The sequence below is a fragment of the Streptomyces sp. NPDC021356 genome, assembly GCF_040641015.1.
Lineage (GTDB): Bacteria > Actinomycetota > Actinomycetes > Streptomycetales > Streptomycetaceae > Streptomyces.
In genome coordinates, this window is the sequence record NZ_JBFACU010000004.1 from 134,186 (window position 1) to 158,179 (window position 23,994).

General features: G+C 74.7%; 26 protein-coding genes. 9 read left to right on the forward strand and 17 right to left on the reverse strand.

Going from position 1 to position 23,994, the window contains the following annotated elements:
- Position 1 precedes the first annotated feature (1 nt).
- Positions 2-865: a helix-turn-helix transcriptional regulator gene (locus AB0G56_RS06475; RefSeq protein ID WP_360964577.1), complete on the forward strand. Its 864-nt coding sequence runs from the start codon at positions 2-4 to the stop codon at positions 863-865.
- A gap of 66 nt (positions 866-931) precedes the next feature.
- Here AB0G56_RS06475 and dnaK read toward each other — a convergent pair whose 3' ends face one another.
- The 4 genes from dnaK to AB0G56_RS06495 all read right to left on the reverse strand — a co-directional run bounded on the left by dnaK (position 932) and on the right by AB0G56_RS06495 (position 6,433).
- Positions 932-2,815 carry a molecular chaperone DnaK gene (gene dnaK, locus AB0G56_RS06480; RefSeq protein WP_360964580.1) on the reverse strand — a complete coding sequence of 628 codons (1,884 nt, stop codon included), beginning with the start codon at positions 2,813-2,815 and terminating at the stop codon, positions 932-934.
- Between the two features lie 124 nt (positions 2,816-2,939).
- Positions 2,940-3,365, reverse strand: a complete 426-nt coding sequence (locus tag AB0G56_RS06485; protein ID WP_360964583.1) for an OsmC family protein — start codon at positions 3,363-3,365, stop codon at positions 2,940-2,942.
- 333 nt (positions 3,366-3,698) lie between these two features.
- Positions 3,699-5,870, reverse strand: coding sequence for a phage holin family protein (locus AB0G56_RS06490; RefSeq protein WP_360964586.1), 2,172 nt, complete (start codon positions 5,868-5,870; stop codon positions 3,699-3,701).
- Positions 5,871-5,995: 125 nt separating this feature from the next.
- A complete protein-coding gene (locus tag AB0G56_RS06495; protein ID WP_360964588.1) occupies positions 5,996-6,433 on the reverse strand; it encodes a hypothetical protein in 438 nt (145 codons plus the stop codon).
- An 85-nt stretch (positions 6,434-6,518) separates the two neighbouring features.
- On the opposite strand from AB0G56_RS06495, the gene AB0G56_RS06500 reads away from it, so the two are divergent.
- Positions 6,519-7,292 (forward strand): MBL fold metallo-hydrolase, encoded by a 774-nt coding sequence (locus tag AB0G56_RS06500; protein WP_360964590.1) that lies wholly within the window; start codon positions 6,519-6,521, stop codon positions 7,290-7,292.
- On the forward strand, positions 7,289-7,930 hold the full coding sequence (locus tag AB0G56_RS06505) for a DedA family protein (RefSeq protein WP_360964593.1): 642 nt from the start codon (positions 7,289-7,291) through the stop codon (positions 7,928-7,930). The genes AB0G56_RS06500 and AB0G56_RS06505 overlap by 4 nt, the downstream gene beginning before the upstream one ends.
- Before the next feature lie 41 nt (positions 7,931-7,971).
- Here AB0G56_RS06505 and AB0G56_RS06510 read toward each other — a convergent pair whose 3' ends face one another.
- The 3 genes from AB0G56_RS06510 to AB0G56_RS06520 all read right to left on the reverse strand — a co-directional run bounded on the left by AB0G56_RS06510 (position 7,972) and on the right by AB0G56_RS06520 (position 11,501).
- Complete coding sequence (locus AB0G56_RS06510; protein ID WP_360964596.1) at positions 7,972-9,057, reverse strand: MBL fold metallo-hydrolase; 1,086 nt, start codon at positions 9,055-9,057, stop codon at positions 7,972-7,974.
- Positions 9,054-10,304, reverse strand: a complete 1,251-nt coding sequence (locus AB0G56_RS06515) for an aminotransferase class I/II-fold pyridoxal phosphate-dependent enzyme (protein ID WP_360964598.1) — start codon at positions 10,302-10,304, stop codon at positions 9,054-9,056. Before AB0G56_RS06515 ends, AB0G56_RS06510 begins: the two co-directional genes overlap by 4 nt.
- A gap of 291 nt (positions 10,305-10,595) precedes the next feature.
- Positions 10,596-11,501, reverse strand: coding sequence for a hypothetical protein (locus tag AB0G56_RS06520; RefSeq protein WP_360964601.1), 906 nt, complete (start codon positions 11,499-11,501; stop codon positions 10,596-10,598).
- Between the two features lie 425 nt (positions 11,502-11,926).
- Here AB0G56_RS06520 and AB0G56_RS06525 point away from each other — a divergent pair, with 425 nt between their 5' ends.
- A complete protein-coding gene (locus tag AB0G56_RS06525) occupies positions 11,927-12,328 on the forward strand; it encodes a DUF2795 domain-containing protein (protein ID WP_360964604.1) in 402 nt (133 codons plus the stop codon).
- 93 nt (positions 12,329-12,421) lie between these two features.
- Positions 12,422-12,964 carry a type 1 glutamine amidotransferase domain-containing protein gene (locus tag AB0G56_RS06530; protein WP_360964606.1) on the forward strand — a complete coding sequence of 181 codons (543 nt, stop codon included), beginning with the start codon at positions 12,422-12,424 and terminating at the stop codon, positions 12,962-12,964.
- Positions 12,965-13,159: 195 nt separating this feature from the next.
- On the opposite strand, the gene AB0G56_RS06535 is transcribed toward AB0G56_RS06530, so the two are convergent.
- Positions 13,160-13,438, reverse strand: a complete 279-nt coding sequence (locus AB0G56_RS06535) for a DUF6158 family protein (protein WP_360964609.1) — start codon at positions 13,436-13,438, stop codon at positions 13,160-13,162.
- Positions 13,439-13,495: 57 nt separating this feature from the next.
- Here AB0G56_RS06535 and AB0G56_RS06540 point away from each other — a divergent pair, with 57 nt between their 5' ends.
- The gene (locus AB0G56_RS06540; protein ID WP_360964612.1) at positions 13,496-14,614 is read left to right on the forward strand and encodes a Vms1/Ankzf1 family peptidyl-tRNA hydrolase; all 1,119 of its coding nucleotides are present in this window, start codon (positions 13,496-13,498) and stop codon (positions 14,612-14,614) included.
- 40 nt (positions 14,615-14,654) lie between these two features.
- On the opposite strand, the gene AB0G56_RS06545 is transcribed toward AB0G56_RS06540, so the two are convergent.
- On the reverse strand, positions 14,655-16,274 hold the full coding sequence (locus AB0G56_RS06545; protein ID WP_360964615.1) for an ATP-binding cassette domain-containing protein: 1,620 nt from the start codon (positions 16,272-16,274) through the stop codon (positions 14,655-14,657).
- A 179-nt stretch (positions 16,275-16,453) separates the two neighbouring features.
- On the reverse strand, positions 16,454-17,113 hold the full coding sequence (locus AB0G56_RS06550) for a histidine phosphatase family protein (protein WP_360964618.1): 660 nt from the start codon (positions 17,111-17,113) through the stop codon (positions 16,454-16,456).
- A 98-nt stretch (positions 17,114-17,211) separates the two neighbouring features.
- Between AB0G56_RS06550 and AB0G56_RS06555 the strand changes: the two genes are divergently transcribed.
- The 3 genes from AB0G56_RS06555 to AB0G56_RS06565 all read left to right on the forward strand — a co-directional run bounded on the left by AB0G56_RS06555 (position 17,212) and on the right by AB0G56_RS06565 (position 19,921).
- On the forward strand, positions 17,212-18,717 hold the full coding sequence (locus tag AB0G56_RS06555; RefSeq protein ID WP_360964620.1) for a phosphatase PAP2 family protein: 1,506 nt from the start codon (positions 17,212-17,214) through the stop codon (positions 18,715-18,717).
- Between the two features lie 151 nt (positions 18,718-18,868).
- Positions 18,869-19,711 (forward strand): class I SAM-dependent methyltransferase, encoded by an 843-nt coding sequence (locus tag AB0G56_RS06560; RefSeq protein ID WP_360964623.1) that lies wholly within the window; start codon positions 18,869-18,871, stop codon positions 19,709-19,711.
- A gap of 39 nt (positions 19,712-19,750) precedes the next feature.
- Positions 19,751-19,921: a hydrophobic protein gene (locus AB0G56_RS06565; RefSeq protein ID WP_360964626.1), complete on the forward strand. Its 171-nt coding sequence runs from the start codon at positions 19,751-19,753 to the stop codon at positions 19,919-19,921.
- 70 nt (positions 19,922-19,991) lie between these two features.
- On the opposite strand, the gene AB0G56_RS06570 is transcribed toward AB0G56_RS06565, so the two are convergent.
- From AB0G56_RS06570 to AB0G56_RS06600, 7 genes are read right to left on the reverse strand one after another with little or no spacing between them, the layout of a single operon-like run.
- Positions 19,992-20,273, reverse strand: a complete 282-nt coding sequence (locus AB0G56_RS06570; RefSeq protein ID WP_189706113.1) for a gas vesicle protein K — start codon at positions 20,271-20,273, stop codon at positions 19,992-19,994.
- Entirely contained in the window at positions 20,270-20,467 is a 198-nt protein-coding gene (locus tag AB0G56_RS06575; protein WP_360964629.1) for a gas vesicle protein, read from the reverse strand. Before AB0G56_RS06575 ends, AB0G56_RS06570 begins: the two co-directional genes overlap by 4 nt.
- Complete coding sequence (locus tag AB0G56_RS06580; protein ID WP_360964632.1) at positions 20,464-21,318, reverse strand: GvpL/GvpF family gas vesicle protein; 855 nt, start codon at positions 21,316-21,318, stop codon at positions 20,464-20,466. Before AB0G56_RS06580 ends, AB0G56_RS06575 begins: the two co-directional genes overlap by 4 nt.
- Positions 21,315-21,707, reverse strand: coding sequence for a gas vesicle protein (locus AB0G56_RS06585; RefSeq protein WP_360964635.1), 393 nt, complete (start codon positions 21,705-21,707; stop codon positions 21,315-21,317). Before AB0G56_RS06585 ends, AB0G56_RS06580 begins: the two co-directional genes overlap by 4 nt.
- Complete coding sequence (locus AB0G56_RS06590; RefSeq protein WP_360964637.1) at positions 21,704-22,921, reverse strand: SRPBCC family protein; 1,218 nt, start codon at positions 22,919-22,921, stop codon at positions 21,704-21,706. The genes AB0G56_RS06585 and AB0G56_RS06590 overlap by 4 nt, the downstream gene beginning before the upstream one ends.
- Positions 22,918-23,730 carry a hypothetical protein gene (locus tag AB0G56_RS06595; RefSeq protein WP_360964639.1) on the reverse strand — a complete coding sequence of 271 codons (813 nt, stop codon included), beginning with the start codon at positions 23,728-23,730 and terminating at the stop codon, positions 22,918-22,920. Before AB0G56_RS06595 ends, AB0G56_RS06590 begins: the two co-directional genes overlap by 4 nt.
- Complete coding sequence (locus AB0G56_RS06600) at positions 23,727-23,990, reverse strand: gas vesicle protein GvpG (protein ID WP_360964642.1); 264 nt, start codon at positions 23,988-23,990, stop codon at positions 23,727-23,729. The genes AB0G56_RS06595 and AB0G56_RS06600 overlap by 4 nt, the downstream gene beginning before the upstream one ends.
- Positions 23,991-23,994 lie beyond the last annotated feature (4 nt).

The following is a 23,994-nucleotide window of genomic DNA, read 5'->3' on the forward strand; positions in this document are numbered from 1 at the left end:
CGTGAGTGAGCGGCGGCCCGCGCCCACCGTGGGGCAGGTGGTGCTCGGCAGGAGGCTGCAGGAGCTGCGCGACGCGGCCGGTCTCTCCCGTGAGGAGGCCGCCCGGGTGCTGCGGGTGGCGGCCGCGACCGTACGGCGCATGGAGCTGGCCGAGGTCTCGCTGAAGATCCCGTACGTGCAGGTGCTGCTGGCGGCGTACGGGGTCGACGAGGAGGAGGCGGCCGCCTTCGTGCGGCTGGCCGAGGAGGCCAACGAGCCGGGCTGGTGGCAGCGGTACCACGACGTGCTGCCGGAGTGGTTCAGCCTGTATGTGAGTCTGGAGGGCGCGGCCCGGCTGATCCGTTCCTACGAGCCGCACTTCGTGCCCGGCCTGCTCCAGACGGAGGAGTACGCGCGGGCCGTGCTGCAGGCCGGGACGGTCGGGCAGACGGGTCCGGAAGCGATCGAGCGGCACGTGGCGCTGCGCATGGCCCGGCAGGAGCTGCTGGAGCGGCCGGACGCGCCGCACCTGTGGGTGATCATCGAGGAGACGGTGCTGCGGCGGCCGGTGAGCATCCGCGGCGAGGTGATGCGCGGCCAGCTGGACAAGCTGCTGGAGTACACCGAGCGGGACCGGGTGACGGTGCAGGTCGCGGAGTTCGCGGACGGCCCGCACCCGGGGACGTACGCGCCGTTCTCGCTGTTCCGCTTCGCCGAGCCGGAGCTGCCCGACCTGGTCTACACCGAGTACCTGACCGGCGCGCTGTACCTGGACTCGCGCAAGGAGGTCTCCGCGCACCTGGAGGTCCTCGACCACATGATCGCCCGCGCCGCTCCGGCCGAACGCACCCGGAAGCTGCTGCGGGAGTGCCGCGAGAGCTGCTGACACCGGCGGCCGGGGCACGGTCACCGCGTGACCGGGTCGCAGGCCTTGCCCGTCCGGAGTGACGGCCTAGGCGGCCGGGCCCTTGGTGTTCCCCTCGTCCCGGTCCTCGTCGACGATCTCGGCGTCCACCACGCCCTCGTCCTCCCTCGTCCCGGTGTGCTCCCCCGTGCCGGCACCGCTGTCCTGCGCCGGGCTCTGCTGCGCCTGGGCGTACAGGGCCTGGCCCATCTTCTGGCTGACCGAGGCGAGCTTGTCCACCGCGGTGCGCAGGGCGGTGGTCTCGGCGTCGTGCTCCAGGAGTCCCTTCACCTCGGCGGCGGCCGACTCCACCTCGCTCTTCGTCTCGGCAGGAACCCGGTCGCCGTTGTCGCGGAGGAACTTCTCGGTCTGGTAGACGAGTTGCTCGGCCTGGTTGCGGGTCTCGGCGACCTCGCGGCGGGAGCGGTCCTCCTCGGCGTACTGCTCGGCCTCACGCATCATGCGGTCGATGTCGTCCTTGGGCAGGGCGGAGCCGCCGGTGACGGTCATCTTCTGCTCGCGGCCGGTGGCCAGGTCCTTCGCGGACACGTGCATGATGCCGTTGGCGTCGATGTCGAAGGCGACCTCGATCTGGGGCACCCCGCGCGGGGCGGGCGGCAGCCCGGTGAGGTCGAAGACACCGAGCTTCTTGTTGTACGCGGCGATCTCGCGTTCGCCCTGGTAGACCTGGATGCCGACCGAGGGCTGGTTGTCGGCGGCGGTGGTGAAGATCTCCGAGCGCCGGGTCGGGATCGTGGTGTTGCGCTCGATCAGCCTGGTCATGATGCCGCCCTTGGTCTCGATGCCCAGGGACAGCGGGGTGACGTCGAGCAGCAGTACGTCCTTGACGTCGCCGCGGATCACACCGGCCTGGAGAGCGGCGCCCACGGCGACCACCTCGTCGGGGTTGACGCCCTTGTGCGGGTCCTTGCCGGTGAGTTCGCGGACCAGGTCGGTGACGGCGGGCATGCGGGTGGAGCCACCGACGAGGATCACGTGGTCGATGGCGGAGAGCTTGACGCCGGCGTCTTTCACGGCCTGGTGGAACGGCTCCTTGCAGCGGTCCAGCAGGTCGGCGGTGAGTTCCTGGAACTGGGCGCGGGTGAGCTTCTCCTCCAGGTGCAGCGGGCCCTCGGCGGAGGCGGTGATGTACGGCAGGTTGATCGAGGTCTCGGTGGAGGAGGACAGCTCGATCTTCGCCTTCTCGGCGGCCTCGCGCAGCCGCTGCACCGCCATCTTGTCGTTGCTCAGATCGACGCCGTACTGCCCCTTGAACCGTTTGACCAGGTGCTCGACGACGCGCTGGTCCCAGTCGTCGCCGCCGAGGTGGGTGTCGCCGTTGGTGGCCTTGACCTCGATGACGCCCTCGCCGATCTCCAGCAGGGACACGTCGAAGGTGCCGCCGCCGAGGTCGAAGACGAGCACGGTCTGCTCCTCGCCCCGGTCCAGGCCGTAGGCGAGGGCGGCGGCCGTGGGCTCGTTGATGATCCTGAGGACCTTCAGGCCCGCGACGTCCCCGGCCTCCTTGGTCGCCTGGCGCTGAGCGTCGTCGAAGTAGGCGGGCACGGTGATCACCGCGTCCGTGACGTCCTCCCCGAGGTAGGCCTCCGCGTCCCGCTTCAGCTTCTGCAGCACCCGGGCGGACAGTTCCTGCGCCCGGTAGCGGGTGCCGTCGACGGAGCCCTGCTCGGGGAAGCGCCACCGGGTGTCGCCCATGTGGCGTTTGACGGAGCGGGCGGTGCGGTCCACGTTCGTGACCGCCTGCCGTTTGGCGACCTCGCCGACGAGCACCTCACCGCTCTTGGCGAACGCCACGACCGACGGCGTGGTCCGCGCGCCCTCCGCGTTGGCGACGACGGTGGGCTCGCCGCCCTCCAGGACGGCCACCACCGAGTTCGTCGTCCCGAGATCGATCCCGACCGCACGTGCCATCGCCGTCTCCTTTCCGCCTCTGCCACTCCGGGTACCCAGGCGGGCGAGGAAACACGGCGGCGCCGCGCCCCTCGCCGCGAGAACGTGCGAAGGGGGCGCGGCGCCGGGGGGCGCTGCTGCCGGGTCAGGCGAGCTTGGCGTCCAGGGTGATCGTCGTGCCGGTCAGGGCCTGGCTGACCGGGCAGTTCTTCTTGGCATCCTCGGCGGCGGCGACGAACGCGTCGTTGTCGATGCCGGGGACGGTGCCCTCGACGGTCAGGTGGATGCCGGTGATCCCCTCGCCCGGCTGGAAGGTCACGTCGGCCTTGGTCCGGATGCTGGTGGGCGGGGTACCGGCACCGGCCAGGCCGTGCGACAGCGCCATGGAGAAGCAGCTGGAGTGGGCGGCGGCGATCAGTTCCTCGGGGCTGGTCTTCCCGTTGGGCTGCTCGGCGCGCGACGGCCACGACACCGGGTACTCGCCGATGCCGGAGGAGTCGAGGGTGACGACGCCGCTGCCGTCGAGCAGATTGCCTTCCCAGGAGGTGTGAGCGGTACGCGTGGTTGCCACGGTGTGTTTCCTGCCTTTCGCCTTGGCACCCGTATCCGGGTTCCGTCGCCCCCATCCGATCACATCCGCGCCGCGCGTACCCGAGGAACGGTGCGTGCCGCGGGGCGTTCTCGGTCAGCCCTCGTCCCGCGGCCGAGCGGTCGGGCGGCCGCGCGGCCGGGCGGCCGGGCAGGCGGGCGGCCGGGCGGTCGCGCGGCCGGGCAGGCGGGCGGCCGGGCAGGCGGGCGGCCGGGCGGTCGCGCGGCCGGGCAGGCGGGCGGCCGGGCAGGTGGAAGCCGGTCGGGCCGGCGGACGGTCGGGCAGGCGGGAGGCGGGCAGGCGGACGGGTGCCGGTCAGGCGGCCCGCTCCTCCGGCTCCGCCTCGCGCGGCACCTGCGGGCCGTCGGCGGCCTCGCCCAGCCAGCGGCGCAGCACCCGGTGGATCCGCTCGGCGCCCACGAGGTCCGCGCCGTCGTCGGCGGGCGGTGAGCAGGTCAGCGGCGACAGCAGGAAGGGGCGGCCCTGTGCCCCGCCGAGGCCGCCGTGGGAGCCGATCTGCTCCTCGAAGGCGAGGACCTCGCCGTCGGCCGGGTCGTAGGCGGAGTTGACCATGATGTCCGCGGTGTGCGGGAAGGAGTGGGTGCGGCGGACGGCGTCGGCGGCGCCGGGCCCGAAGGCGGCCAGCGGTCCGGGCTCCGTGTCGAGGTCGGCCAGGGGTATCTGCGCACCGCGCGCCCCGAGCACCACGCCGCCGTGCTCCTCGCTGCGCACGAGCAGGAAGCCGACGCCGGGGTGGTTGGCGAGGGTGGGCAGCAGCGCGGGGTGGCGCGCGTCGATCTCCTCGCGGCTCATGCGGTGCGGCACGTCCGGGAAGGAGACCAGGCCGAGGTTGCCGGAGGCGAGGACGACGGGCTCGGAGCGGCGGCCCGCACCGCTGTGCCGCTCGCCCGGTTCCTCGACGGGACGGCGCAGCGCGGCCCGTACGGCGGCCCGTGCCTCGGCCCCGCTCCTGGTCCGCTCGGCCTTGCGCGGCACGTGCAGCCCGCAGCCGGCCCGGACCAGGTCGCCGAGGGTGAGGCCGTAGCGGGCGTGGAAGGTCTCGCCGGGGCTCTGGCCGTGGTCGGACAGGACGACGATCCGGTACGGGCGCGGGGCGTGCTCGGCGACCTTCTCGATCAGCGCGAGCGCGCGGTCGAGTCGTCGCAGGACCTTCGCCGCGTCCCGGCTGCGCGGCCCGGAGTGGTGGGCGACCTCGTCGTAGGCGACCAGGTCGGCGTAGACGGCGGTGCGCCCGGCGAGCAGGTCGCCCATCACGGCGGCCACGACGACGTCCCGCTCGACGACGGTCGCGAAGGCACGCACGAGCGGGTAGAGGCCGCCGCGGGAGACCCGCGGGCGCTGCCCCCGGATCCGGGCGCGCACGGACTCGCCGATCTCCCGGACGACCTCGGCGCCGAAGGACAGGGCGGTGCGCACCGCGTTGGCGGGGTCGCAGAAGTAGGCGAAGTAACCCGCGCGGGAACGGTTGTCCCGGCCGCGGCGCGCGGAGACGGACAGGACGAGGGCGAGTTCGTCGGCGCCGCCGCTGAACAGGTTGCCGCGGCTGGCGCCGTCCGCGGTGAGCAGTCCGCCGTCGCGGGTGCGCTCGACGGCCCGCCGCTGGAGCTCCACGGCGCCGGCGGGGCGGTTGCACACCATCACCTCGCCGGTCTCCTTCTCGTACCAGCGGAAGGCGGGGACGTCGTGGTTGCTGCCGTGCAGGATCCCGAGCTGGCTCGCGCCGGTCTGGCTGGACCAGTCGGTGCGCCAGGGGGTGAGCCGGTGGGTGGCGGCGGCGCTCACGCCCGTGTTCTCGCCCGGGGCGACGACGGGGCCCGCGGCGGCCACAGGAGCGGTCACCAGGGGCTGGGCGCCGGTGGCCGCGAAGGTCGGGGCGCCGGTGCCGAGCCAGCGGGCGACGGTCGGCATCAGGCCCTCGGCCACGGCGTCCCGCAGCACGTCGTGGCCGACGCCGTCGAGCTGGACGACGACCGTGCCGGGCGTCACCGAGCAGGGCGGCTGCCGTCTGCGGCGGCGGTCGGCGAGCCGGTGCAGCCGCCGCCGGTAGGCCTCGTCGTCGCGGACGGCGAGGGCGCCGCCGGTCGCGGAGGCGACCGCGGACATCACCGCCGCCACGATCACCGCGGTCTCGGGGGCCGCCTGCGGGTGCCCGGAGGGGTTGACGCGCAGGGCGAGCAGGAGGAGCGAGCCGTTGAGGAAGAACACCAGCAGCCCGAGGACGAGCGCCGGCACGAGGAGCAGCAGCCGGACCAGGAGCGGCCAGACGACGGCCGACAGGACACCGAAGGCACCGGCGCCGAGGGCCGCGGTCACGGCGACGGTGGTGGCGCTGTCACCGTCGGCGGACTGGAGCCGGAAGTCCGGCAGGATCCCGGCGAGCACCAGCATCGTGGCCGTGGAGACGGCCCACACCGTGACACTGCGCCCCGCCTGACTGGCGGCCCGCCGCCACCACCCGCCTCGCACGCCCGCACACCTCACGTCCCGGCCCGGTCGTCCGCACGGGCCCGCCCCAGCTTGTCACACGCCCGGCCCGGCCCGGCGGGCCTGTGGACAGCCGTGGAGCAGGGGGTGGGAGGGGGGCGGGGGGCTTACCTGCCGTCGTAGCCCGCGGTGGGCATGGAGAGGCGGCGGTGCACGCAGGCCTTCATCTGGGCGTCGTAGGACGGCTCGGCGCGGCCCACCGTCTCCACGCGCACGCCGCGTCGCGCGCACTCCGCGGTGAACTCCTCCACCGAGGACAGCGCCCGCTCCAGCACCCGGCGGCTGGGGGCGACGAACAGGTCGACGCCCGGCCGGACCCCGTCCCACAGGGCGCTGTGGTCGATGCGCAAGCCCCGTACGAGGAGCTCGCGCGCGATCACGTAGCCGTGCTCGGCCGCCCAGCGGGCGCACATCGCGTGCTGGCCGCGGGAGTCCACGAGGAAGGGGTCCTCGTTCAGCTCCTCCAGGGGCGTCAGGCTGGCGATCGCCGTCACGCGGACCGGCGTCGCGCCGGCCTGGCCGCGGGCGTCCCGCACATGTCCCATGGAGTCTCCCTCACCTCCGGGTTCTGGCCGCCGACACTACCCCTGCACGTAGGCTCAGGGGGAGTCGCGCGAAGGAGGCAAAGAAGTGCCGGTGGAGATCACCTGGTGGGGTCACGCGACGTGCACGGTCGAGGATTCGGGCGTGCGTGTGCTGACCGATCCGCTGTTCGCCCGCCGCCTCGCGCATCTGCGGCGCCGGCGCGGGGCGCTGCCGCCGCCGGACGCCTGGCACGCGGACGTGGCGCTCGTCTCCCACCTGCACGCGGACCATCTGCACGTCCCCTCGCTGGCGCGGCTCGCCCCGGGCACCCGGCTGCTGGTGCCGCGCGGCGCGCCACGGGCGGTGCCGGGGCTGCGCCGGCTCGCCGGGCTGCGGGTGACGGAGGTGACCCCCGGGGACCGGGTGGAGGTCGGCGGGCTCGTCGTCCGGGTGGTGCCCGCGCGCCACGACGGGCGGCGGCTGCCGGTCGGGCCGCACCGCTCACCGGCGCTCGGTTACGTCGTCGAGGGCGCCGCCCGGACGTACTTCGCCGGGGACACCGGCCTGTTCGAGACGATGGCCGAAGAGGTCGGGCCGGTGGACGTCGCGCTGCTGCCGGTGGGCGGCTGGGGGCCGTACCTCGGTGAGGGGCACCTGGACGCCGGGCGGGCGGCGCAGGCGCTGGCCCGGCTCGCGCCGCGCAGCGCCGTACCGGTGCACTACGGCACGTACTGGCCGATCGGGATGGACGCCGTGCGCCCCCATGAGTTCCATGCGCCGGGTGAGGAGTTCGTGCGCCATGCGGCGCTGCGTGCGCCGGGTGTGGCGGTGCACCGGCTCGGGCACGGGGAGAGTGCGCGGCTGGAGGTCGCCCGGTGATACGGCTCGCCGCCGCCGTGACGACGGTGGTGCCGCCGGAGTCCACGCAGCAGGCGCTCGGTTACCCGTCGCTGTTCCTGCTGGTGCTGATCGGCGCGCTGGTGCCGGTGGTGCCGACCGGGGCGCTGGTCAGTTCGGCTGCGGTGGTCGCCGTGCACCAGACGGCGCCGTTCTCGCTGGCGCTGGTGTTCGTGACGGCGTCGCTGGCCGCGTTCCTCGGGGACGCGACGCTGTACTGGCTGGGGCGGCGGGGGCTCGGCTCGAAGAACGGCTCGCGCTGGCTGGAGGCGATCCGCTCCCGCGCGCCGGAGGACCGGCTCGCGCAGGCACAGGAGAAGCTCGGCGAGCACGGCGTCGCGGTGCTGGTGCTGTCGCGGCTCGTCCCGGCCGGGCGGATACCGGTGATGCTGGCCTGTCTGCTGGCGAAGTGGCCGCTGCGCCGTTTCTCCCGCGGCAACCTGCCCGCCTGCCTGGCCTGGGCGGTGACGTACCAGGTGATCGGCATCCTCGGCGGTTCCCTGTTCCCAAAGCCGTGGGAGGGCGTGGTCGCCGCGATCGGGCTGACGGTGCTGGTCGGTGTGGCCCCGGGCGTGTGGCGCAGGATCCGCCGGTCGGCGCCGGCGCACCGGTCGAACTGACCGGCCGGGGCACGTCACTTCGGGGCGCCGCCGGCCCGGGCTCAGTCCAGCACCCGTGACGCGCCCACCGGGAGGTCCCACAGGTCCTGCCGGGCCAGGCCCGCCTCCGCCCAGGCCGCGCGGACGCGGGTGAGGGGCTCCAGGACCGGTTCGGCGGACAGGACGAACGCGCCCCAGTGCATCGGGGCCATGCGGCGGGCGCCGAGGTCACAGGCGGCCCGGACCGCCTCCTCGGGGTCGCAGTGGACATCGCTCAGCCACCAGCGGGGGTCGTAGGCGCCGATGGGCAGCAGCGCGAGGTCGATGCCGGGGTAACGGCGGCCGATGCGCGCGAACCAGTGGCCGTAGCCCGTGTCACCGGCGAAGTAGACGCGCCGGCCGTCGGGGGCGGTGAGGACCCAGCCGCCCCACAGACTGCGGCAGGTGTCGGTGAGGGTGCGCTTGGACCAGTGGTGGGCGGGCACGAAGTCGAACCGGACCCCGGAGAGCTGGGCCGCCTCCCACCAGTCCAGCTCGGTGACGCGGGTGAAGCGCCTGCGGTGGAACCAGCGGCCGAGCCCGGCCGGGACGAACACGGGGGTGTCGCGCGGGAGCCTGCGCAGGGTCGGGGCGTCCAGGTGGTCGTAGTGGTTGTGGCTGATGACGACGGCGTCGACGCGCGGCAGGGCCGCCCAGGCGACCCCGACAGGGGTGATGCGGGCCGGGGTGCCGACGATGCGGCGCGACCACACCGGGTCGGTCAGCACGGTCAGTCCGCCGATGCGCACGACCCAACTGGCGTGCCCCGCCCAGGTGACGGCGACGGTGCGGCTGTCCACCCGGGGCAGCGGGCCCGGCTCGTAGGGCAGCAGGGCGATGTCGGCCAGCCCGTCCTTGCCCGGCCGGACCGCGCCTTCCCGGGCGAAGCGGGCGAGCGCCTTCAGACCGGGCAGCGGGGCGGTGAGCCGGTCGTGGAAGGCGCGCGGCCACACCCGCCGCTCCCACAGCGGCCGCGGTTCGGCCAGCGGCGGGGACGGCGCGGCCGGTGAGGCGAGCGCGGACGGGGCCGCGGCGCCGTCGGCGTCCCGGAGGGGCGAGGCCGCGGGGGCGGCGTAGGGGGGCGTGGTCGGCTCGGACTGCTGCGTCATCGGGGAGGCTCCCATCGCCGGGCGTCGTCACGGAGATCGTCGAAGACGGACCTCAAGGAGGTCAACGCGCGTCGCGGGTACGGCAGTTCCAGCGGCTCGGGGGACAGCAGGCACTGCGCCCGCTCCTCGTCCGTGCCGCCCAGCAGCTCCGCACCGGCCAGCCGCACGCGCAGCGCGCCGAGGTCGTCACCGAAACGGTGGCCGCCGGGCGCGCTCAGGCCCAGGCGCGCGCCGAGGAAGTCCTCCAGTTCCTGCGCGTCGCCGACCCCGTGGGCGGCGAGCGCGGGGCGCAGCGGACCGAGGTCGGCGTAGAGGTGGCGGCCGGCCTGCGGCGGCCTGGCCAGCGCGCCCGCGGCGACCACCGCGGCGTGCAGGGCGGCGGCCACGCGCGCGTGCAGGCGCACCGTGGCGCTCAGGCGCGCGGTGACGGGCTCGGGTTCGGCCAGGGCGTATGCGGCAGCGGCGGCGACGGGTTCGGCGAGGCGGGCGTCCAGCGCGGTGAGGATGTCGAGCACGCGCGCGTGGAGGGCGTCGCCGGTGGCGCCGGCCGGGAAGCGGGCGATCGCGGCGGGCCACCCGCCCGGCAGGAAGGCGCCGGCGAGGTCGGTGACGACGGTGACCCGTTCGGGCAGCATCTCGGCGGGGCTGAGCAGCACCGTGGCGTGCGGTGCGTGCACGGTGTCGCGCCAGGTCTCGTCGCTGACCAGGTGCAGGCCCTCGCCCGCGGCGGCCTCGACGGTCTCGTGCAGCACCTCCGGCGGTGCGACGGTGGCGGTCGGGTCGTCGGCGACGGACAGCACCAGCAGCCGCGGGTCGCCGCCCTCGGCGCGGACCCTGCGTACGGTCTCCAGCAAGGCGTAGGGGTCGGGTACGCCGCCGCACTCGGCCGGTGTCACGACGGGGAAGGCGGGTCTGCCGAGCAGCCGTGCGTACGGCGCCCACCAGGCCGCGCAGGGCCGGGGCACGAGGACGTCGCCGCCGAGCGCGGCGGTCAGGGCGAGCAGCAGGGCGGGGGCGCCGGGCGCGGCGGCCACCCGGTCGGGCCGGGTGGCGAGCCCGCGTCGCAGCCAGTAGCCGGCCGCCGCGTCCAGGAGCCCGGTACCGCCGCCGACGGGGCGGTCCGGGCGGCGTCCCGCGGCGGCGGCGAGCGCGGCGGACAGTTCGGGGAGCAGCGGCAGCCCGTCGTCCGGCAGGGCGGACGGCCCGTAGCGGACGGGTCCGTGGCCTTCGGGGGCCGTCCGCCGCATGGGTACCTCCGCGCAGTTCCTGGTGCCGTGCCGTGCCGCCGCCGGGCCGTTCGGGGACGGGCGCCCTCCGCCGGGGCCGCCGCGGGTCCGTCCGCGCCGGCACCCCGGGGCGGTCGGTCGCCCGCTTCCGCCGATCGTGCCGTGGGCCCCGCGGTCGGTGCGGCGGCGCCGGTCGCAACCGGGGTCCCGGCGTGCGGGTACCCCGGCCGGCGGTGTTCCATGACCACCGGGCCGGGTCGCCGGGGGCGCGGGCGGCCACGGCCGCGGACCCATGCGCTGTCCCGGGCCCGGTCAGCCGTCCGCTCGCCTGTGCCGCCACATCCGGTGCGCGGCGCCGCAGAGCGCGAGGGCGATGAGGGCGCCGCCGCCGATCAGCGCGGGCAGGGACGCGGTGAGGGAGCCGCCGGTGCCGGCCTGCACGCCGTGCTCGGCAGCCGTACCCGGGCAGTCCCCGCCGCCCGCCCTGTCTCCCGCTCCGCCACCCGCACGGTCGCCGCAGGCGGAGCCGGAGTCGTGGGTGGCCGGGTCGCGGGGGGCCGAGTCGCGAGCGGCGGGGTCGCGGGTGGCCGGGCCGCGCGTGGCCTCGCCCAGGGCGGGCGTGCGCGCGGGTGAGGTGTGCGTCGCCTGGTCGCGGCCGGAGGCGGCCGAGGGGGCGTCGCGAGAGGGCCCGGGGGAGGCCCCGCGGGTGGCATCGTACGAGGAGACGCCGCCGGCGGGGCGGTCGGGGAGGAGCGCCGGGGAGGAGGCACCGACGGCCGGGTCGTGGGCGAGCGCGTCCTGCAGCAGCGGGTCCTCGGCGGGGTCGAGGAGTACGTCGCCGTCGGGGCCGGAGGCGCGCGGCGCCGGGCCGGGGAGGGCGGGCCCGGCGGGTGCGTCACCCGGGCCGGGGAGGGCGGGCCCAGGGGCGTCACCCGGGGCGGGGAGGGCGGGAAACCCGGGGAGGCCGTCGCCGGGTACCGGTCCCGGTTCCGCCGCGCCGGGGCCCCGTCGCTCCGCGGCACGGACGGCGCCGCCCGCGCGGGTCTTGCCGTCGAGACCGGCGGAAGGAGGCCGCCCGAGGGCGTCGGCGAGGGGGCCGGCGAGCGCCGCGGGGCGGTCCGCCGCCGGGGCAGCCGCGACGGCCGACGCGCCGGAGCCCGCTATGAGGCCGGCCAGGGCGACGGCGGACAGGGCGCGGGGGGCGGCGGTACGGCGCATGGGCGGGACTCCTCGGACCGGCGGGCGGACGGTGGACGGCACATCGCGCGTGCCTTCCCCGCCATCACAGCCCCCGCGGTCACGGGCCGCGCGCGGCCGAGCCCCATTCGCGGGAAACCGGGGGCCTATCGGGTGACGGCCGGCCGCCCCCGCAGCCACTCCCCCCTCCCGGCACCGCACCCGCCCGAGCGAGCCCGCCGCCGTCGCGCCACCGCCGGGCAGCCGCCGTACGACCGCACCCGCCGGCCCGCACGGATCGCCGCCCCGCGGCAGCCGTGGCGCACGCGCCCGCAGCCGTGCCCGAAGCGGGCCGGGCGCCGCGCCGGTGACCGAGTGGGGCAGGGGCCTCATCCGGCGGGGAAAGGCCGTGTCGGTCGCGCGTGCACGGGTACGCGGCAGCCACCCCCGACGATCTGGAGGGAGACATGCAGCGAGGCAGTGACCGGCTGAGTGTCCACCGTGACGACGAGATGAAGCACGAACTGCAGGGACTGCTCCGGTCCGGCCATCCCACGCGGAGCGAGGAGTGGCACGACCCGGAGCCGACCGCCGAGGACGACCCGGAGGTCTGGGGCGGACCGGTGGCCCCGGGCGGTTCCCGGGCCTCCCTGGAGACCGTGCGCCTTGAGCTGGCCAGGATCCTGGGCCGCAGCGCCTTCCCGGCGGGCCCGGCCGAACTGGCCCGCGTGCTGCGCCGCAAGAACGCCCCCGACGCGCTGATCGGCGCGCTGGAGCGGTTGCCGCGCAAGGCGCGGTACACCAACGTCCAGGAGCTGGCCAAGGAACTGACCCACACCGAACGGCCCGCCCGCGAGGACCGTGCGTAGGCCCGGACCGGGCCGACGCGCGCCGGGAGACCCCCGGCCGACGGCGAACCGCCCTCCCCACGGGCGAGGGCGACGAAAGGACTCCGAACCATCATGCGCATCGCTTTTCTGACCGCACCCGAGGGCGTGGAGCAGGTCGAGCTGACCGAGCCCTGGAAGGCGGTGAAGGACGCCGGGCACGAACCCGTGCTGGTGTCCACGGCGCCGGGCGAGATCCAGGCGTTCGACCACCTGGACAAGGCGGACACGTTCCCGGTCGACGAGGTCGTCGGGAACACCTCGGCCGACTCCTTCGACGCGCTGGTCCTGCCGGGTGGCGTGGCCAACCCGGACTTCCTGCGCACGGACGAGAAGGCCGTGGCGTTCGTGAAGGGCTTCTTCGAGCAGGGCCGCCCGGTCGCGGCGATCTGCCACGCGCCGTGGACCCTGGTCGAGGCCGACGTCCTGCGCGACCGTGTGCTGACGTCCTGGCCGAGCCTGCGCACGGACATCCGCAACGCGGGCGGCACCTGGGTCGACGAGCAGGTGAAGGTCTGCGGGAACGGCCCGAACACGCTGGTCACCAGCCGCAAGCCGGACGACCTGAAGGCGTTCTGCGAGGCGTTCCTCGACGTGTTCGGACAGCGGACCGGCTGAGCGCGACGCCACGTTGCCACGCCGCACACGTGCCCGCCGGCCCACCGCAGGAAGCGGGCCGGCGGGCACGACGACGTCGCGGGCACGCCGACGGGGGCACGACAACGCTGGAACTGGAAGCGGGCCGGAGCCCGGCCGAGCGCCGTGCGGCGGGGAGCGCCCTGCAGCGGGGCGCACCGTGCGGCGGGGCACGGCTCAGGTGCCCGGTGTCGCCGGCCCTCCGCCGCAGCGCTCCCTGGCGCCCTCCCGGGTCCGGCCGGCGGCGACCGGGCGCCGCGGATTGCGGCGCAGGTACTCGCCCTCCAACTGGGCCATGCGGTCGTTGTGCACCCGCAGCGCGTCGTTGGACCCGTACAGCAGGGTGTCGTGGCGGGTGCGGTGGATGGTCTCCAGCTCCTTCATGAGCTGCTGATCGTCCAGGCGGCCCGGGTCGACTCCGGTCATGGTGGTGCCCCGCTCGTCGTGTTCGTCCATGCCCTCCGGGTACCCGCCCGGCGTGCACTGCCACCGAACGGCACCCGGGAGGGAGCCATGGATCTCGCCTTTCTGCATCCACTGTACGAACACCCGGGTCCCTGGGCCTCCGTGTACGTGGACACCTCCCGGCCCGCCGATGACACCGCCCGCGAGCTGCACCTGACGGCCCGGGCGATGGCGCGGGAGCTGGCGCAGCGGGGCGCCGACGAGGCGACCTGCCGCGCCGTCCGGGACGCGATCGAGGAACTGCGGCACTCCCCCGATCCGCACGGGCGGGCCTTCTTCGCGCGGGCCGGGGCGGTGGTCCTCGACCCGCGCCTGGCGCGTCCGCCGCAGGGCGGCAGCCGGGCCGAGTGGGGCCCGCTGCCGCGGGTGGGGCCGCTGCTGGACCTGGCGGGCGAGGACCCGGTCGCGATCGTGGCCTATGTCGACCGCAAGGGTGCCGACTTCGAGCTGCGCAGCGCGCTGGGGCGGCGGGAGGCGGGCGCGGTGGTGGGCCGGCAGTGGCCCGTCCACGGCGCCGGCGGCGTCGACTGGTCGGAGCGGCACTTCCAGTTGAAGGTGGAGAACACCTGGGAGCACAACGCCGCCGAGATCGCGGACGCCCTCAGCGTGTGCCAGGAGGAGACGCGGGCCGATCTGCTGATCATGGTCGGTGACCAGCGGGAGCGGCACGAGGTGCGCGGACGGCTGCCCCGGCGGTTGCACGAGCGCGTGGTGGAGGCCACGCACGGCTTCGGCAGCAGGCTGCTGGACGAGGACGTGGAACAGCTGCGCGCCGAGCACGTGCGCGACCGGATCGACGAGGAGCTGGACCGCTTCCGGGCCGCCCGCTCCCCCGACGAGGAGGGCCGGTCCGGCGCCGTGGAGGGCGTGCCAGCGCTGGTCGAGGCGGCCCGCGAACACATTCTGGAGGAGCTGCTGATCCGGCCCGAGGCGGCGGACGCCCACCGTGAGGTGTGGATCGGTGAGGACCCGGACCAGCTGGCCGCGCGCCGTACGGAGCTGAAGGCGCTCGGCGAGCGGCACTCCTGGTCGACGCGGGCCGACGACGCACTGATCCGCTCCGCCGTGGCCACGGACGCCGCCGCCCTGTCGCTGGCCCCGGTGGCGCCCCTGATGGAGGACGACGCGCCGACCGGGGGGCTGGGGGCGATCCTGCGCCGCCGGTGAGCGCGGCGTCCGGTGACGCGTGCCGTCGAGCGCTCCGGCGCTACCGTGCCCGTTCCACCCGGCGTTCGTCCCATACCGGCTCGGGGGTCTCCCGGACCCGGCCGTCGCTGCCGAAGACCAGGTAGCGGTCGAAGGAGCGGGCGAACCAGCGGTCGTGGGTGACGGCGAGGACCGTGCCCTCGTAGGCTTCGAGGCCTTCCTGGAGGGCCTCGGCGGACTCCAGGTCGAGGTTGTCGGTGGGCTCGTCCAGGAACAGGGCGGTGACGCCCGCCAGTTCGAGCAGCAGGATCTGGAAGCGGGCCTGCTGGCCGCCGGAGAGCCGGTCGAAGGCCTGTTCGGCCTGGCCGGTCAGCTCGTAGCGGCGCAGCCGGGACATGGCGGCGCCCCGGTCCTGCGCGTGTTCCGTCCACAGGATGTCCAGGAGGGTGCGGCCCGCCAGCTCCGGGTGGGCGTGGGTCTGGGCGAAGTGGCCGGGCACGACGCGGGCGCCGAGCTTCCACGCGCCCGTGTGCGCCACGTCCCCGCCGGCCAGCAGGCGCAGGAAGTGCGACTTGCCGGACCCGTTGGAGCCCAGCACGGCGACCCGTTCGCCGTAGAAGACCTCCAGGTCGAACGGTTTCATCAGGCCGGTCAGCTCCAGGCCCTGGCAGGTGACGGCCCGGACGCCGGTGCGGCCGCCGCGCAGCCGCATCCGGATGTCCTGCTCGCGCGGCGGCTCGGGCGGCGGGCCGGCCTCCTCGAACTTGCGCAGCCTGGTCTGGGCCGCCCGGTAGCGGGAGGCCAGGTCCGCGCTGTTCTCGGCGGCCTGGCGGAGGGTGAGGACCAGCTTCTTGAGCTGGGCGTGCTTCTCGTCCCAGCGTCTGCGCAGCTCCTCGAAGCGCGCGAACCGCTCGCGCCGCGCCTCGTGGTAGGTGGCGAAGCCGCCGCCGTGCACCCAGGCGTCGGCGCCGGCCGGGCCGGGTTCGACGGAGACGATCTTCTGGGCGGCGCGGGCGAGCAGTTCGCGGTCGTGGGAGACGAACAGGACCGTCTTGCGGGTCTCCCCGAGCCGTTCCTCCAGCCAGCGCTTGCCCGGCACGTCGAGGTAGTTGTCGGGCTCGTCCAGCAGCAGGACCTCGTCGGTGCCGCGCAGCAGCGCCTCCAGGACCAGTCGCTTCTGCTCGCCGCCAGACAGGGTCCGCACCTGCCGCCACTGCGCCTTCTCGTAGGGCACGCCGAGCGCAGCCGTGGTGCACATGTCCCACAGCGTCTCGGCCTCGTAGCCGCGGGCCTCGGCCCAGTCGGCGAGTGCCTGGGCGTAGCGCAGCTGGGCGGCCTCGTCGTCGACGGTCATGAGGGCGTGCTCGGCCGCGTCGACGGCGCGCGCGGCCTGCCGGATGCGGGGCGGGGCGACCGACACGAGGAGGTCGCGCACGGTCGTCTCGTCCCGTACGGAACCCACGAACTGCCGCATCACGCCGAGGCCGCCGCTGACGGTGACGGTGCCGCCGTGCGGTTTCAGCTCGCCGGAGATCAGGCGCAGCAGGGTCGTCTTGCCCGCTCCGTTGGGCCCGACGAGGGCCACGACGGCGCCCTCGCCCACCCGGAAGGAGACGTCGCCGAGCAGCGCCCTCCCGTCGGGCAGGTAGTACTCCAGGTGCGCCGCTTCCAGATGTCCCATGGTCAGGCATTCTGCTGGCGGCCTCACGGCGGCGGCAAACCCTTATCCCCTGTCCCCCGTCCCGGCGCCTCGTCCGCCCCCGCCCCGGCGCCCCCGTGCCCCGCCGCCTCGCCCCTTCCCGCCCCGGCGCTCCAGTGCCCCAGCCCCCGTCCCCGCGGCGGGCGCTCACGCGCCGTCGCTCACCCCGCCTCGACGGCCCGTCCCGCCGGGCCGCCCTCGCGCGCGGGGGTCACGACGGCGCCCGCCCACGTCAGCGCCTTCCAGCCGTCGTCGGGCGTGCCCTCGAGGATCACCACGCCGGTGTTCCGCAGCGGGTGGGCGGCGGCGAAGTCCGCGTCGAGGTTGTGGGCGCGGACCGCGGTCCACAGGCGGATGGCCGCGCCGTGGCTGACCATGGCGACGCTCCGGGCCCCGCTGCCCGCCGCCTCGGCGACGACGGCGTCGTACCGGGCCAGCGCCTCGGTGCCGCTCTCGCCGCCCGGCCCCGGCATCCGCAGGTCGCGGGCGCCGTCGGCCCAGGCCAGGACCGTACGCATGTAGCGCTGGCCGCGTTCGGTGCCGCCCGGTTCCCCCTCCAGCTCCCCGGCGGCCAGTTCGCGGATGCCGTCGCGGACGGTCACGTCGAGTCCGCGGGCGGCGGCCAGCGGGGCCGCGGTGAGCTGGGTGCGGACGAGGGTGGAGGCGTAGAGGGCGTCGATGTCCTCGTCGGCGAGTGCCTCGGGCAGCGCGGCGGCCTGCCGGGCGCCGAGTTCGGTCAGGCCCGGCCCCGGGGCGGCGGTGTCCAGCAGGGAGGCGACGTTGGACGGGGTCTCGCCGTGGCGGACGAGGATCAGGCGCATAGGACGTTCCCAGGTGGCTCAGGTGCGGTGTGCCGTGCGCGCACGGCCGCGTACAACCGGCGCACAAGAAACGGCCGCTTCAGGGTAACGGTGCCTGTATGAGCCCTGACGTCGACCTCACCACCCCGGACCACACGCCGGGCAACGGTGGCCGCGCCGCCCTGACCCGCCTGCTCGCCGCGGACGCGTGGATGTTCCGGGCGGCGGCCGGACGCCGCTGGCCCGGCGCCGAGCCGGTCCTGCCGCGGCTGAGCCGCAGCGCCAACCACGGTGTGCTGTGGTTCGCGACGGCGGCGGCGGTCGCGGCGACCCGCACGCCGCGCGCCCGCCGCGCCGCCGTGCGGGGCCTGGCCTCGCTGGGTCTGGCCTCGCTGACCGTCAACACGCTCGGCAAGTGGTCGGTGCGCCGCCCCCGCCCCGCCCTGGACCCGGTGCCGCTGGTGCGCCGGCTGGGGCGGCAGCCGATCACCACGTCCTTCCCGTCCGGGCACGCCGCCTCCGCGGCCGCCTTCGCGACCGGTGTCGCGCTGGAGTCCCCGGGGTGGGGCGCGGCGGTGGCCCCGCTGGCCTTCTCGGTGGCGGCCTCCCGCGTCTACACCGGCGTCCACTTCCCGAGCGACGTGGTGGCGGGCGCGGCCCTCGGCGCGGGGGCCGCGTTCGCCGTACGGGCGCTGGTGCCGGCGCGGGCCCAGGTCGTGCCGCCGGCCCGGCCGCGGGCCGACGTGCCGGCCCTGCCGGAGGGCGAGGGTCTGGTGCTCGTGGCCAACAACGCCTCCGGCACCGCGGAGCGGGCCCGGGCGCTGCGGGACACGCTGCCGAAGGCGGAGGTCGTCGAGTGCGCGCCGGACGAGGTTCCGGCCGCGCTGGAGGAGGCCGCGGGCCGGGCCCGGGTGCTCGGCGTGTGCGGCGGCGACGGCACGGTGAACACGGCCGCCGAGGTCGCCCTGCGCCACGGCCTGCCGCTCGCCGTGCTGCCAGGGGGCACGCTCAACCACTTCGCGTACGACCTGGGGGTGGAGGACGCCCGGGACCTGGGCCGGGCCCTGGAGCAGGGGCACGGCGTACGGGTGGACGTGGGACGTTTCAGCTCCGCGCGCGGGCAGGGCGTCTTCCTCAACACCTTCAGTCTCGGCGTGTACCCGGAGCTGGTGCGCGAGCGCGAGCGCTGGACGGAGCGGATCGGCGGCTGGCCGGCCGGGGTGCTGGCGGCGGTGCGGGTCCTGCGCGCGGACCGTCATCCGGTGGAGGCGGAGGTGCAGGGCCGCCGCCGCCCGCTGTGGCTGCTGTTCGCCGGCAACGGCACGTACCACCGCATGGGGCTCGCGCCGGGCCGCCGGATAGACCTGGCCGACGGGATGCTCGACGTCCGGGTGGTGCACGGGGGCCGCAGGCCGGCCCTGCGCCTGCTGTCGGCCGCGTTCGCGGGCCCGCTGACCCGCTCCCCCGCCCATGCGGCCGTCCAGCTGCCCCGGCTGCGCCTGGACGGCCTGGCACCGGGCACGCTCCTCGCCTACGACGGTGAGGTCACGGAGGTCGAGGGCGAGGTGCGGCTGGAGAAGCTGCCCGGGGCCCTGACGGTGTACCGGCCGCTGCCGGACGCGTGAGCCGACCCGGCCACCATTCCACCGGCTGACACACCGTCAGTCCACATGGCAATACAGCGGTCTCATCATTCGGCATACGCGCGTACCGTGATCCGTACCGCCCCGGGGCCGTGCGGCCCCATGGGGGCAGGGGACGAGAAGGGGTACCGCCATGCCGAAACCGCAGGAGACGGCCGTCTACACGCACGGGCACCACGAGTCCGTGCTGCGTTCGCACACCTGGCGCACCGCCGCCAACTCGGCGGCCTACCTGCTCGGCTCGCTCAAGCCCCACATGAAGATCCTGGACATCGGCTGCGGGCCCGGCACCATCACCGCCGACCTGGCGGAACTCGTGCCGGACGGGCACGTCACCGGCGTCGACCGGGCTCCGGGCGTACTGGAGCAGGCCCGCGCCACGGCGGCCGGGCGGGGACTGGACAACGTCGACTTCGCGGTGGCCGACGTGCACGCGCTGGACTACCCGGACGACACGTTCTGCGTGGTCCACGCCCACCAGGTGCTCCAGCACGTCGGCGACCCCGTGCGGGCGCTGCGCGAGATGCGGCGGGTGACGAAGCCCGGCGGGTTCGTCGCGGTCAGGGACGCCGACTACGCGGCGATGACCTGGTATCCGCAGGTGCCGGGGCTGGACGACTGGCTGGAGCTGTACCGGCGGGTGGCCCGGGCCAACGGCGGCGAGCCGGACGCCGGGCGCCGGCTGCGCTCCTGGGCGCTCCGGGCCGGCTTCACGCGGAGCGCCGTCACGGCCGGTTCCAGCACCTGGACGTACGCCAGCGCGGAGGAGCGCGCGTGGTGGAGCGGGCTGTGGGCCGACCGCACGCTGGCGTCCGCCTACGCCGAGCGGGCCACCGCGGGCGGCCACGCCACCGAGGAGCGGCTGCGGGCAGTCTCCGGGGCGTGGCGCGAGTGGGGCGAGCGGGAGGACGGCTGGTTCGCGGTCCTGCACGGCGAGATCCTGTGCCGCAAGGAGCCCGCCGGCGAGGATGCCTGATTCCCGATTTCCGGGAAACCCGGGAAGCAGGAGGTCACGATGGTTCCCATTCTGCTCGTTCTGCTTCTCGCGATCGTCCTCTTCGGGATCGGCTTCGCCGTGAAGGTCCTGTGGTGGATAGCACTGGCGGTACTCGTCATCTGGCTGCTCGGCTTCCTGGTCCGCGGAACGTCCGCGTCCGGTGGCCGGGGCCGCTGGTACAGGTGGTAAAGGGAAAACAGGAAAACAGGCAGTCAAGGGAAATGCAGGCAGTCGAGGGAAATGAGGACAAGGGTTTTCCTCATTCCCGGGGAAGCAGCGGTCCCAGCGGCCCGAGGTCCAGATTCAGGTCCTCGGGCCGCAGGCCGTAGCGGTCGCGCAGCTCGGCCATGCGGTCCTCCAGGAGCATCAGCGTCAGGCCGATCCGTTCCTCCTGCTCCTCGGTGAGGTCGCCCACGTCGAAGCGGCGCAGCGCCTGCCGCTCCATGAGCTGGCGCAGCAGTTCGACCACCGTGAGGACGAGCTTCACAAGGTCGCGCTCCACCGTGTCGGGTTCGAGTTCGAGACGCTTGCGCGCGGTCACGAGGGCTCCTTGAGGATCTCGAATGGCGAGGGCACTTGTGCGTTCACCGAGCTGATCAGCGCGTTCAGGTCGATGCGGACGAGGTCGACGTCGGCGATGCGCAGGGTGAGGTCGCCCGTGATCACGACCCCGCCGGCCAGCAGCCGGTCGAGCAGGTCGACCAGGGCGACCTCACGCCGTTCGACGACCGTCATGTCCGCTCCTTCGACGACGGCGGTACGGATGTGGATGTGCCCCCCGCGCCTTCTCCTCCGCCTTCTCCCGCGCCTCCTGGGCTTTCCTCCGGGTTCTCCCCGGCGAAGGAGTACGCCGCCCAGGGCCCCGTGAGTTCCACGCGCAGCCCCGGCGCGTCGTCCTTGGTGCGGTCCACCAGTTCCACGAACTCCTCTGAATGGGTGCGCGGCACCAGATAGGCCGCGTTGAGCACGTTGCGCCCGGCGGCACCGGAGAGCGCGGGATTCTGCGGGGCGTGCAGCCGGGATTCCTCGGCGAACGCCGAGAGTCTCGCGTGCAGCCGGGACGCGAACGTCTCGGCACGCTCCCACAGGTCCTCGTGCGCGCGGGTCTGCAGGCGGCGCCGGCGCAGGTAGTCACGGCCGGACGCGGGCTTCTGCGCCGGCCCGGAGGCCGCCGCCTCCTCGGGCCGCTCGGGCTCCAGGTACACCTTGACGCCCCACTCCACCCGGCCCTGGAGGCGCTCCAGGGCGCGGCGGAAGTGTTCCTCGCGGGACTCGATCATGGCGCGCACCCCGCTGTCGTCCCGGAAGACGGTGGCCAGCCGGAGCGGCAGCGGGGTCGTGACGACGGTGAGGGCGTCGATGACACCCTGGTGGGCACGGGCGGTGGCGGCGAGCCAGTCCAGGTCCTCCAGCCGGGCGCGCAGCGCCTCCTCGGAGAAGTCCCGCTCCGGTACCTCGCTGACGACGGCGACCAGGCCGTGGTGGGCCAGCGGTTTGGCCGGGGCGCCCGCGACGCCGGTCAGCTGCACCTGCAGGGGTGCCCCGAGGGGGCGGCAGACGGCGTAGACGTACCGCAGTCCGGTCATGGTGCCTCCTTGGGGGCCGTACGGTCCGCACGGTCGGTACGGTCGCTGCGGCCTGTGGTGCCCGCGCTCGTGCCCCGGCCCTGCTCCAGCTCCTCCAGCCGGGCCAGCCGCTCCCGCAACTCGGCGTTCTCCCGCGCGAGTTCGTCACGGCGTGCCCGGGAGGAGAGGGCGGGGTCGCTCTCCCACCAGTCGATGCCCATCTCCTTGGCCTTGTCGACCGAGGCGACGACGAGCCGGAGTTTGATCGTGAGCAGTTCGATGTCGAGCAGGTTGATCCGGATGTCACCGGCGATGACGACGCCCTTGTCGAGCACCCGCTCCAGGATGTCGGCGAGATTGGCTCCACTGCTCGGGCCGTACGGATCCGGCAGCCTGCTCGGCATCGTCATCGACGGCTCCCGCCCTCGGCGTACTCGTACTCGGCCTCGTCCTCGTCCTCGTCCTCTTCGTCCTCGGGTTCGGCCTCGTCCGCGGCGCCCTCGGGCTCCTCGTCGTCCTCGTACTCGCCCTTCTCGTCGTAGGGCTCCTCCTCGTCCTCTTCCTCGGCCTCCTCGCCGTTCTCGTCCTCGTCCTCGTACTCGTCCTCCGGCTCCTCGCCGTTCTCTTCCCCGTCGCCCTCCTGGTCCTCGTCCTCGTCCTCGTACTCGTCCTCCGCCTCCTCGCCGCCGTTCTCCTCTTCCTCTTCCTTTTCCTCTCCCTCTTCCTCTTCCTCTTCCTCCGCGACCGCGTCCTCGTGGCTGCGGACGACCTCGCCCTCGCGGATCTCGCCGCGCCAGCCCTCGTCCGCCTCGCCCTTGAGGGTGATGAAGCGGGCGAAGTTCTTCAGGTCGAGCCGGGCCCGGCGGCCCTGCGACCGCCAGATGTTGCCCGTCTTCTCGAACAGGCCGCTGGGGTAGTACTCGATGACGAGCAGGACGCGGGTGAGGTCGTCGTCCAGGCGGTGGAAGGACACGACGCCCTTCGTGGTGCCCTTGGCGCCCTCCGACGTCCACTGGATGCGGTAGTCGGCGATCTGTTCGGTGGTGTGGGCCTTCCAGCTGCGGCTGGACCAGAAGATCTTCGCCTGCCAGTCGGAGTGGGTGTCGTCGGCGCGGCTCGCGCTCTTGACCCCCTTGGCGAAGGTGCTGAAGTCCTGGAACCGGGTCCACTGGTCGTAGGCCGTGCGCCGGGAGACGCCGACGTCGATGGACTCGATGATGACGGTGGGCTTGTTGCCGCCGCCGCTCTTGCGGGAGCCCTTGCCGCCGCCGAGGCCCTTGAACGCACCCATCACCTTGTCCTTGGCGTGGGAGGCGCCGACCTCCAGCGCGGAGCGCACCGGCCCCTTGCCCTCGGCGAGCTTCCGGCCGCCTTCGAGGGCCAGTTTCGCGAAGCCGGGGCTGTTGCCCTCGGCGATGTCGTTGAGCTTCCCGGTGGTCTCGCCGAGTTTGCGGCCGAAACCGGCGAGCAGCCGCTCGGCCTGGGCGGAGAGGTACTCCTGAGCCTCCCCCTTGAGCCGGTCGGCGGCCTCGCTGTGGGCCAGGTCGCTCAGCGGACTGTTCTTGGCCGCTTTGCCCGCCGTCTTGCCCACGGCAGAGGTCGCGGATCCCAGGGCCTCGGTCATCGGTCACCGCCACCCTTCGCCGTCCCACGGGTCGGCGTCGTCTTCCTGGCCGCCGTCTTCTTGGCGGCTGTCTTCTTCGCCGCCGTCTTGCCGGCGGGAGCCTTCTTCGCCGTCTTCCTGGCCGGCGCGCCGGGCTGTGCCTTCTTCACGGTCTTCCGGGCGCCGTGCTCGGCGGTCTTCTTCGCGGGCGCCTTCCCCGCGGCCGCCTTCTTGGCGGGCCTCCTCTCGGAGGGTGCCTTGCGCTCCGCCCGCCCGCGGTCGGACCCGCGGCCCTCGCCGGACCCGGAGCCCTTGTCCGCGGAACGGGAGCCCTTGTCCCCGGGCCCGGAGCCCCCGTCGGCCTCGCGGCCCTCCCGGTCCTCGTACTCGTCCTCGCCCTGGTCCTCGTCCTCCTCCTCGTACCGGTCCTCCTCGTCGGAGCCCTCCCGGGGACGGTCCTCGGACTCCGGCCGGCCACCGTCCCCGGCGTCCCGGCCGCCGCCCCCGGGCACGACGCCGGACAGTTCGTCGCGGACCTGCGAGGTGCGCGAGTGCAACCGGTCGGCGAGCGCGGTCATCTGCCGCTCGACCATCGCACCGGAGGCCGCCTTGCCGACGCCCCGCAGGTCCTGGCGCAGCTGGTCCCCTATCTCCTTGAACTGGGGGTTGTCCTTCAGCTGCTGGTTGAGCAGGTCGGCGATCGCGCGCGGCCCGAGGTTCAGTTTCTTGCCCGCGACCATGCTGCCGACGGCGAGGGCGAATTTCGCCTTCTTCGTGCGTCCCAGCAGATAGCCGGCCCCTATCGCGAGGCCGAGTCCCATCCGATTCATCGTGCTGTCCCCTCACCCGTCCCCGCGCCGCCGTGCATGCCGGTCTCCAGCCGGTCCAAAAGCGCGTCCTCCTCGCGGTCGAACTCCTCTTCGGTGATCTCTCCCGCCTCCAGACGCTCCTCCAGCCGTGCTAGTTCGGCCCGTACGGTGGCCGGGTCGTAGTAGATGCGCTCCGCCTCGCGCAGCACCTGTCTGATCGCCCAGGCGCTGCCGCGCGCCGGTGCGAACGGCAGCAGCAGCACCTCCGAGATCAGTCCCATGGCC

Coding starts and splice junctions, on each gene's coding strand:
- dnaK (WP_360964580.1), bottom strand. CDS start 2,815: ATGGCACGTGCGGTCGGGATCGATCTCGGGACGACGAACTCGGTGGTG.
- AB0G56_RS06495 (WP_360964588.1), bottom strand. CDS start 6,433: ATGGGACATGTGCGGGACGCCCGCGGCCAGGCCGGCGCGACGCCGGTC.
- AB0G56_RS06510 (WP_360964596.1), bottom strand. CDS start 9,057: ATGACGCAGCAGTCCGAGCCGACCACGCCCCCCTACGCCGCCCCCGCG.
- AB0G56_RS06515 (WP_360964598.1), bottom strand. CDS start 10,304: ATGCGGCGGACGGCCCCCGAAGGCCACGGACCCGTCCGCTACGGGCCG.
- AB0G56_RS06520 (WP_360964601.1), bottom strand. CDS start 11,501: ATGCGCCGTACCGCCGCCCCCCGCGCCCTGTCCGCCGTCGCCCTGGCC.
- AB0G56_RS06525 (WP_360964604.1), top strand. CDS start 11,927: ATGCAGCGAGGCAGTGACCGGCTGAGTGTCCACCGTGACGACGAGATG.
- AB0G56_RS06530 (WP_360964606.1), top strand. CDS start 12,422: ATGCGCATCGCTTTTCTGACCGCACCCGAGGGCGTGGAGCAGGTCGAG.
- AB0G56_RS06535 (WP_360964609.1), bottom strand. CDS start 13,438: ATGGACGAACACGACGAGCGGGGCACCACCATGACCGGAGTCGACCCG.
- AB0G56_RS06540 (WP_360964612.1), top strand. CDS start 13,496: ATGGATCTCGCCTTTCTGCATCCACTGTACGAACACCCGGGTCCCTGG.
- AB0G56_RS06545 (WP_360964615.1), bottom strand. CDS start 16,274: ATGGGACATCTGGAAGCGGCGCACCTGGAGTACTACCTGCCCGACGGG.
- AB0G56_RS06550 (WP_360964618.1), bottom strand. CDS start 17,113: ATGCGCCTGATCCTCGTCCGCCACGGCGAGACCCCGTCCAACGTCGCC.
- AB0G56_RS06555 (WP_360964620.1), top strand. CDS start 17,212: ATGAGCCCTGACGTCGACCTCACCACCCCGGACCACACGCCGGGCAAC.
- AB0G56_RS06560 (WP_360964623.1), top strand. CDS start 18,869: ATGCCGAAACCGCAGGAGACGGCCGTCTACACGCACGGGCACCACGAG.
- AB0G56_RS06565 (WP_360964626.1), top strand. CDS start 19,751: ATGGTTCCCATTCTGCTCGTTCTGCTTCTCGCGATCGTCCTCTTCGGG.
- AB0G56_RS06575 (WP_360964629.1), bottom strand. CDS start 20,467: ATGACGGTCGTCGAACGGCGTGAGGTCGCCCTGGTCGACCTGCTCGAC.
- AB0G56_RS06580 (WP_360964632.1), bottom strand. CDS start 21,318: ATGACCGGACTGCGGTACGTCTACGCCGTCTGCCGCCCCCTCGGGGCA.
- AB0G56_RS06585 (WP_360964635.1), bottom strand. CDS start 21,707: ATGACGATGCCGAGCAGGCTGCCGGATCCGTACGGCCCGAGCAGTGGA.
- AB0G56_RS06590 (WP_360964637.1), bottom strand. CDS start 22,921: ATGACCGAGGCCCTGGGATCCGCGACCTCTGCCGTGGGCAAGACGGCG.
- AB0G56_RS06595 (WP_360964639.1), bottom strand. CDS start 23,730: ATGAATCGGATGGGACTCGGCCTCGCGATAGGGGCCGGCTATCTGCTG.
- AB0G56_RS06600 (WP_360964642.1), bottom strand. CDS start 23,990: ATGGGACTGATCTCGGAGGTGCTGCTGCTGCCGTTCGCACCGGCGCGC.